Source organism: Arthrobacter glycogeni (genome assembly GCF_054511155.1).
Window position 1 is genome coordinate 42,009 of sequence record NZ_JBTNDE010000024.1, and the last position, 7,463, is coordinate 49,471.

The window sequence follows — 7,463 nt, forward strand, 5'->3', positions numbered from 1 at the left end:
GACGTCCCGGGAATAGTGCGTGGGGCCAGCCCGTTCCATCAGCCATGAAAGCAATCGTTTACTCCGACACTGGCCCCTCAACCGTTCTCTCCCTCGCCGACCGCGACGTCGCTGCTCCCGGTCCGGGAGAAGTGCGGGTTCGCATCGCCGCCTCGGGCGTGAATCCCACCGACTGGAAGGCGCGCTCCGCCGGGGATGTGGCCTTCGCGGAGCTGGTCCCGAACCAGGACGGTGCCGGGATAGTGGATGCGCTGGGTGAGGGCGTGACGGACGCAGAGGTCGGCGACCGGGTATGGGTGTACCTTGCGGCCCACGGGCGGCCGACCGGGACCGCCCAGGAGTTTGCCGTCCTTCCGGCTGACCGGGTCGTAAAACTACCGGAAGGCATTGATTTTGACGTCGCCGCCAGCCTCGGTGTTCCGGCGATGACGGCGCACCGGGCGCTGACCGTTCACGAGCACGGTCCATCCCGGCTCGCACCGGGCGCCCTTGCGGGCCGCGTGGTTCTTGTCCAGGGTGGAGCGGGTGCGGTGGGTCATGCAGCGATCCAGTTGGCTGTCTGGGCGGGTGCGACAGTCATCGCGACGGTCAGCAGTGACTCGAAGGCAGAGCTTGCCTCCGCCGCCGGCGCGCATCACGTTCTCCGGTACCCCGATGACTCACTGGCAGACCGCATCCTCGGGATTGCACCCGATGGCGTCGACCAGGTGGTGGAGGTGGCTCCGGCCCAGAACGCTAGGCTCGACATCGAGGTGCTCGCCAACCACGGGAGCATCGCCTACTACGCAAACAACAATGGGGACGATTTCACCACCCCGATTGTTGCGAGCTTTGCGAAGAACGTCCGCTGGCAGGGTCTGCTCCTGTACACGGTGGGATCCTTTGCCCTGCACGCCGCCGCCGAGGACATTACCGCTGCGCTGCGGGCTGGCGCGCTGCCGGTGGGGGAGTCGGCGGGGCTCCCGCTCACCTGGTTCCCGCTCGAGGAAACAGCGGCCGCGCACGACGCCGTCGAGGATGGCGTCACTGGCAAGGTCCTGATCCGCGTGGCCGAGCTAGGCTAACAAAAAAGCGCGCGTTTGCGCAGCTGACTGAGACTGTTCCGAGGAGTGGGAAATGGCGTTCGTGCATCGGGATCTCGTTCGCCGTCTCCTGCGACGCCTGGGACGTGGGCTGGTGCTGGGCGTCTCGGCGGGACTCTTTGTGGGGATCGTTGCTGCCGTGGTGACCTCGGGAGGAACAGACAACGTCCTCCGCAGCGATGTGGGGTGGGGCGCCGGATTGTGGGCGTTCGCCATCGCCTTTCTGTTCACCAGCTGTCTCCCCTCACCCGACGCGGTTGACGGACCGCCGCAGTACGGTCAACTGCACGGTCCGCGGCCGTAGGTCTGGTCATGTGGCGTCATCAGCTTTAGTAGCAGCGGCGTCAGACCATAGTCTCGAAAGCAGAATCAAGAGCCCCGACGCAAAACCCTGGTTTGTCGGGCGGCAACCCTCCCGCTGTAGCGGGGTGCCCCAGGTGATGATTCGGCCCGATGCGGAACCGCACGGGCAAGTATGGCGTCGCTGAACCGGTTGCGCCTGATGTGCAAGGGGTTGTTCCATGTCCGTCGTCGAATCCGTTGCGGTGCCCACACCCGCAATCCGCATCCGTGACAAGAAGCGTGTCCTCAGTTCCGCCTTTGTTGGCACCACCATCGAGTGGTACGACTTCTACCTGTATGGAACGGCCGCGGCGCTGATTTTCAACACCCAGTTCTTCCCGCAGTCCTCGGCACTCGCTGGCGTCCTGGCATCATTCGCCACCTTCGCCGTGGGCTTCTTCGCGCGACCGGTGGGCGGGATCCTGGCAGGCCATCTCGGTGACCGGATCGGGCGCAAAGCCCTGCTGGTGGCGTCCCTGCTCACCATGGGAGTTGCCTCAACGGGCATTGGTCTCCTACCCAACTACGACAGTATTGGCAGCTTCGCCGTCGTCGGGCTGGTGGCGCTCCGCCTCTTGCAAGGGCTATCGGCCGGCGCCGAATGGGGAGGCTCGGCCCTGCTCTCGGTCGAACACGCTCCACGACACCTCCGCGGGTTCTTCGGCAGCTTCACCCAGGTCGGTTCCGCCGCGGGCATGCTGCTGGCCACCAGCGCCTTCGCCCTCACCCAGCTGGCCATGACTGCCGAGCAGTTTCAATACTTCGGATGGCGGATCCCTTTCCTGGCCAGCGCTGTACTGGTGATCATTGGGTTGGTCATCCGGCTTGGTGTTGAGGACGCACCCCAGTTTCAGCAGCTCAAGGCGGAGAACAACACCGCGAAGGCACCCATTGCTGAGGTGCTGAGATATCACCGTCGTAGCCTGCTGGTGGCTATTGGTCTCCGGCTGGCTCAACCGGCACTATTTGTGGTGCTCACCGTGTACCTCCTCGGATACATCAGTTCCCGCCGGGATGATACGACGTCGGGACTGACCGCGGTCCTGGTCGGCTCCGCGGTAGGACTGATCTCGGGTCCGTTCTGGGGGTGGCTCTCCGACCGTTACGGAAGGCGGCCCATCGCCATAGCGGGCACGATTGGTATCGGCATTTTTGTGTGGCCGCTGTTCTGGTTCCTCGATCATGGACCGCTCGTCCTGCTGCCGCTGGTGATGATTCTGGGAATGAACGTCCTGCACGATTCTATTTATGGCCCGCAGGCGGCGTGGTTTGCGGAGCAGTTCCCGTTGCATCTGCGCTACAGCGGAGTGTCGTTCGGCTATCAGGTGGGCACAGTCCTCTCAGGAGGTCTCACACCGTTCATCGCGGCGGCTCTCCTCAATGGTGGTGGCGGTCAGCCCTGGCTGATCTGCGGGTATCTGACCCTGCTGGCGGCGCTGTCCGCTATTGCCGCCTTTGCCGCGAAGGACCCGGCCCGTGCTTACGCCAAAGACAAGTCAACCCCCGATACTTTCTAGGAGAACAGTGACGAAGTCCATCCTGCTCAACGCCTTTGAAATGCTAGTCCCAGTTCACCAGTCGCCTGGTCTGTGGAGACATCCTGAGGATCAAAGCCGCCGGTACAACGAGCTCACCTATTGGACCTCCCTGGCTACGACGCTGGAAGAGGGAGGCTTCCACGGCATCTTCTTCGCCGATATTCTGGGACAGTATGACATCTACGCCGGGAACGCTGATGAAGCTGTTCGTGGCGGAGTGCAATACCCGATGCTGGACCCACTGCTGATCGTGAGCGCTTTGGCGGCGGCCACCAGCCACATCGGCTTCGGAGTCACCGCATCCCTCACCTACGAACAGCCCTACCTGTTGGCGCGAAAATTCAGCACCCTCGACCATCTCACCAACGGGCGGGTGGCATGGAACATCGTCACGTCCTATCAGGACTCCGCCGCCCAGAATCTTGGATTCACCGAACAAATTCCGCACGACCAACGGTATGACCGCGCTGAGGAGTACATGGACGTGGTCTACAAGCTGTGGGAAGGCTCGGCTGATGATGATGCGGTCAGGGCAGACAAGGCAGCCAACGTCTTTGTTGACCCCGCGAAGGTGCGAGGCATCGGCCACGTGGGTGAACATTTCACCGTTCCTGGGCCTGCCCTCACCGAGCCATCACCTCAGCGCACGCCCTTGTTGTTTCAAGCCGGAGCTTCGCCCCGGGGACAGGCCTTTGCTGCGAACCACGCCGAGGCGATCTTCTTCAGCGGCTACTCCACCGAGCTGACACGCAAATGGGTGGACGGCATTCGTGCAGCGCTTGCTGCCCAGGGGCGCGCGCGGGACTCTGTGAAGATCTTCGCGATGGCAACGGTCATTGTGGCGGAAACGGAAGAATCCGCTACGGCGCGGTTGGACGACTACACCCGCTACATTGATCCGCAGGCCGCGCTAGCTCTTTTTGCTGGCTGGACCGGTGTGGATCTCAGCACAGCCGACCTGGACAGCACCCTGGAGTACGTGCAAACCGAGGGAAACCAATCCGCATTGGCCGCCTTTACCAAGCTGGATCCGTCGCGGGTGTGGACGGTCCGCGAGCTGGCGCACTTTGTGGCCATCGGGGGACGGGGCCCGGTCATTACGGGCTCCCCATCGACTGTCGTCGACGAGCTGGAACGGTGGATGGATGAGGGCGACGTTGACGGGTTCAACTTGTCGAACGCAGTGCGTCCAGCAGATCTGGAAGAATTCGTGCGCCTTGTCTCACCCGAATTGCGCCGACGGGGACTGTTGCCGGAGGCCCCGCAACCCGGGACCACTCTCCGAGAAATCATTCTCGGAGAGGGGCCCCGCCTGGCCGATGACCATTACGGCGCCCGCTTCCGCCAAGGATGAGCTGGGCATAATTGGTGTTGTCATCGATTCGACGAGTCGCCGGGCTGAGGCCTGTCCTCGGTCGACGTCGACAGGGCCTCTTCTAGACGTGCCAGCGCGTCCTCATCCGCTGCGAGATGCATCATTCCCTTATCGGTTTGCAGGACGGCAACAGCCCACCCGCGACGCCAGACCCGTGGTTTCCTGATCGGCTCAACCCGGTCCAGGATGTCCAGAATGACGTAGGTCCGTTTGAGGCCGGCTGGCGCAGGCTGCAGATCACCCATTTGAGTCTGGAAATCCATTCCCTGTCCCGTTTGCTGTGCGACGCCGTCATCCCACAGGTCCCGCAACGAGCCGGGCAGGGCATTGGCGAAGCGGATGGAGCAGTCGAAAATCCCGCGATCCGACTCGGTCTGAAGTCGTCGTCGGCGTTCGGCCCCAGCGGGTCGACCGAGGAGATACAACAGACCAAAGTAGATGAAGAGGGTAAACCCGGTTCTGGCCCAGAAGCTGATGCCGAGGCCCTCGAGCACACCCCAGATCAGGTAGGCCGGAAAGAAGATGCCAATCAGGACCAGATATTGAATCTTCTCCCATTTGCCCACCTTGGCGCGTCCGATATCGTCCATGCCTCAGCGTAGCTACTGCGGACTCCCGAAGTAAGGGTGATTCAACCATCGGTTCGGGTGCCAGAGAAGCCTGTCGATCCATGATGTGGCTGCAGCGGTTGGGCTACCTTCCCCGGCATTTCCTCGGGCGGGGAAGGTGCGTATCGCCTCGTCAGCGCCGATCCTGAGCAGGTTTGGGGGTTTCGTCTAATACTCGATCGAAGCATGCAAGGAGGACTACAACTAGGCAGCCTTCCGATGGGGCTGATCCTTCCTTGTAGCGGTGACCAGTAGGAGGATCAATGAGAGGAGGCTCATGGCGGAGAGAATATTGCTCCAGGGGGCATGGTCTCCGCCTGAGGTGGCGAACGCGTCAGCGATGCTCATTCCAGGATTAAAAGAGGCAAAGAAGTAGGCAGGCATCCCGAGCATGACGATGATCAGGAAGAACCGGCTAATCATCCACGGCAAGTCAGGGTATTTGACGATAGCGAAGGCGCCGACGATAAGCGCGAGGATCGGACCGGTCAGTGCCCACATATAAACCGGGGCTTCCACTAGCTGTTCGTTCGCAGACGACATAGCAGTATTGATCTCTTAGAGGCTCATACCCGGAACGGCCGCCATGGGGTTCCAGACGAGAATCTGTAGTGCGCCGATCAACGCGTACGCTGCGGTGCTCAGAACGCCGACCGCCACGATCGGAACAATATGCCGTTGTCGCTTATCCAAGACGGTCCCCATGCGACCATACTAAGCGAGGTGGCAGAGCGGTGGGGGATCGCCGAATGAGCAGCTGTAGCCTTTGGCTATTGCTCGTGGTTACCAGGGCGGACGTAGAACCAGAATCTCTGAATGGGGAACAAACGGGTGCAGCCCTTTGCTATGGCAATGCCTGACTCAAGGGGCCGATGGATGAGACCCGCGTTTTCGTTGCGGACCACTTCGCCGTCGGCTCAGGTGGGGTCACCTCTGATGCCCTGGCCCGTGTAACTGAGGACGAGTAACAGGCCGAGGTGGAGAGCCCATGGAATCGGTTTACGGCCCGGGTGGGGCTAGCAGAGAAAGATTTTCCCGACCACATCCCAGCCAAAGCTCGCTGCCTTTCGTGGGCGGCGAGAGATGCATCTTCGCGTGACTTCTGTCAGCCGAATCCAACGAACGCCCTCACTGATCCGCCACGGAAATCCTCCGTCTGCCAGTAGCCAAAGCGTTCCGAAGCCGGTCGATAGTACGACGAATCCTGTTGATCGGAAATGACATGTTGATAGCGATTTTCTGTGCAGGAACCAGCTAACGGGCGTGTCGCGCCACACTGAGTGGCCTGGTTGCGCGTGTGTTTCTCCGTTTGCACGCCGCTTCTCGCGTGCAGCAGTATTCCGGTGGGTGGGCGAGTATCGCGGCGTGTTCGGCGACCGGGACGGCAATCTTGCTGTATATCTCGACTTCGATGCTGACACAGTCATTTGGAGGCAACCACATTGGGCTGGCGAAGACGACGAGGACCCCGGGGCCTATGATCCAACGCTGCTCTTGCCCCAGATAATGGTGTTCGACCGCACCGAGTACGAGGCCGCGATGGCGGATACGGAGCGGTTCACCACCCGGGCGGGGTGGCACCGGGATCCACCAGAAGCCGCCGAGGGTGACGGTGCTCGGAGGGGCACCTTCGGTCCAGTCGTGTGGCTGGATCGATTACGTCACCGATTCAAACCTTCATGGGACACATAGACACCAGCGTGCTGCGGCGTTGCCCGACTCTAGTGAGCTGAAAAGCATGGGCTTACGAGTAGTATCCGAAAGTGATGATCTCCTACGAGTACCGGATCCACTTCCGCGGCCAGATAGTCGCCCTCGTGTGGCAGACGGACGACGGAACCGGCGATCGTGAGACCGATACCGATTGCGTACTTGTTAGTAACGGGAAAATTGTGTCTGGTGCTGTTGGGGAGGGGGTCGCAATGGTGGCGCATCGCTGCGGCCTGATCCTGGAACAGGGTGACGATGAGCCACTCAACCTTGATGGACTAGAGCAACTGCTGGACCTTCCGGCAACAGATGCAATCTGCGCGCAGATACTCAACGGCTGGAACCTATTCAACGACATAGCTCGCAGTTTGGGCGTATCCCTGAATGACGACGGAACAGAAGCCTCCAATTGCTATGACAAGCTCTTTTTCGGCAACAACCTAGCAAGCACCACGCCCGATGGCGAGCACTACAGACCATCTTTCACCCGGCAAGAACGCTCCTGCATCACCACAATCCTCAATCGCGGCCGCGCCATGCTCGCCGCAAATATTTGAACCCTAGACGTGCTCAAGGCACTCGTTCGGTGGAGAGTCCGGCAGAGGGTCGCGCTCAGGGCATCGGCTTGCAGGCACCACAACCACTCGTGGGCGGGATCTACTATGCACGGTAGGATTGGATCCTTACGGTACGGTTCCGGTTTACTGCAAGAAGAAAGGGTTCGGGCATGCATCGTCTTGGCCAGCTTGAATCCACCATCATGGACCGGATGTGGTCCTTTCAGGGGGCGGCCGCCGTGCGCGACATC

At 61.2% G+C, this 7,463-nt stretch carries 9 protein-coding genes and 1 riboswitch; of the genes, 6 read left to right on the top strand and 3 right to left on the bottom strand.

The window, feature by feature from the left end:
* Window positions 1-44 precede the first annotated feature (44 nt).
* The 4 genes from ACX80O_RS14560 (at window position 45) to ACX80O_RS14575 (ending at window position 4,316) form a co-directional block, all read left to right on the top strand.
* Window positions 45-1,064: an NADPH:quinone reductase gene (locus ACX80O_RS14560; RefSeq protein ID WP_459333871.1), complete on the top strand. Its 1,020-nt coding sequence runs from the start codon at window positions 45-47 to the stop codon at window positions 1,062-1,064.
* A gap of 52 nt (window positions 1,065-1,116) precedes the next feature.
* Window positions 1,117-1,386, top strand: a complete 270-nt coding sequence (locus ACX80O_RS14565) for a hypothetical protein (RefSeq protein WP_459309091.1) — start codon at window positions 1,117-1,119, stop codon at window positions 1,384-1,386.
* Window positions 1,387-1,449: 63 nt separating this feature from the next.
* A riboswitch (SAM riboswitch) is annotated at window positions 1,450-1,564 on the top strand.
* A gap of 39 nt (window positions 1,565-1,603) precedes the next feature.
* Window positions 1,604-2,941 (top strand): MFS transporter, encoded by a 1,338-nt coding sequence (locus ACX80O_RS14570; protein ID WP_459333872.1) that lies wholly within the window; start codon window positions 1,604-1,606, stop codon window positions 2,939-2,941.
* Window positions 2,942-2,948: 7 nt separating this feature from the next.
* Window positions 2,949-4,316 (top strand): LLM class flavin-dependent oxidoreductase, encoded by a 1,368-nt coding sequence (locus tag ACX80O_RS14575; protein ID WP_459333873.1) that lies wholly within the window; start codon window positions 2,949-2,951, stop codon window positions 4,314-4,316.
* 20 nt (window positions 4,317-4,336) lie between these two features.
* Here the strand turns inward: ACX80O_RS14575 and ACX80O_RS14580 are convergent, their stop codons facing one another.
* The 3 genes from ACX80O_RS14580 to ACX80O_RS14590 all read right to left on the bottom strand — a co-directional run bounded on the left by ACX80O_RS14580 (window position 4,337) and on the right by ACX80O_RS14590 (window position 5,650).
* Complete coding sequence (locus tag ACX80O_RS14580) at window positions 4,337-4,927, bottom strand: hypothetical protein (RefSeq protein ID WP_459333874.1); 591 nt, start codon at window positions 4,925-4,927, stop codon at window positions 4,337-4,339.
* Between the two features lie 222 nt (window positions 4,928-5,149).
* Window positions 5,150-5,488, bottom strand: a complete 339-nt coding sequence (locus ACX80O_RS14585) for a hypothetical protein (RefSeq protein ID WP_459333875.1) — start codon at window positions 5,486-5,488, stop codon at window positions 5,150-5,152.
* A 15-nt stretch (window positions 5,489-5,503) separates the two neighbouring features.
* A complete protein-coding gene (locus tag ACX80O_RS14590; protein ID WP_459333876.1) occupies window positions 5,504-5,650 on the bottom strand; it encodes a hypothetical protein in 147 nt (48 codons plus the stop codon).
* A 642-nt stretch (window positions 5,651-6,292) separates the two neighbouring features.
* On the opposite strand from ACX80O_RS14590, the gene ACX80O_RS14595 reads away from it, so the two are divergent.
* Both ACX80O_RS14595 and ACX80O_RS14600 read left to right on the top strand, forming a co-directional pair.
* Complete coding sequence (locus ACX80O_RS14595) at window positions 6,293-6,637, top strand: hypothetical protein (RefSeq protein ID WP_459333877.1); 345 nt, start codon at window positions 6,293-6,295, stop codon at window positions 6,635-6,637.
* 71 nt (window positions 6,638-6,708) lie between these two features.
* Window positions 6,709-7,212: a hypothetical protein gene (locus tag ACX80O_RS14600; protein ID WP_459333878.1), complete on the top strand. Its 504-nt coding sequence runs from the start codon at window positions 6,709-6,711 to the stop codon at window positions 7,210-7,212.
* Window positions 7,213-7,463: the final 251 nt, after the last annotated feature.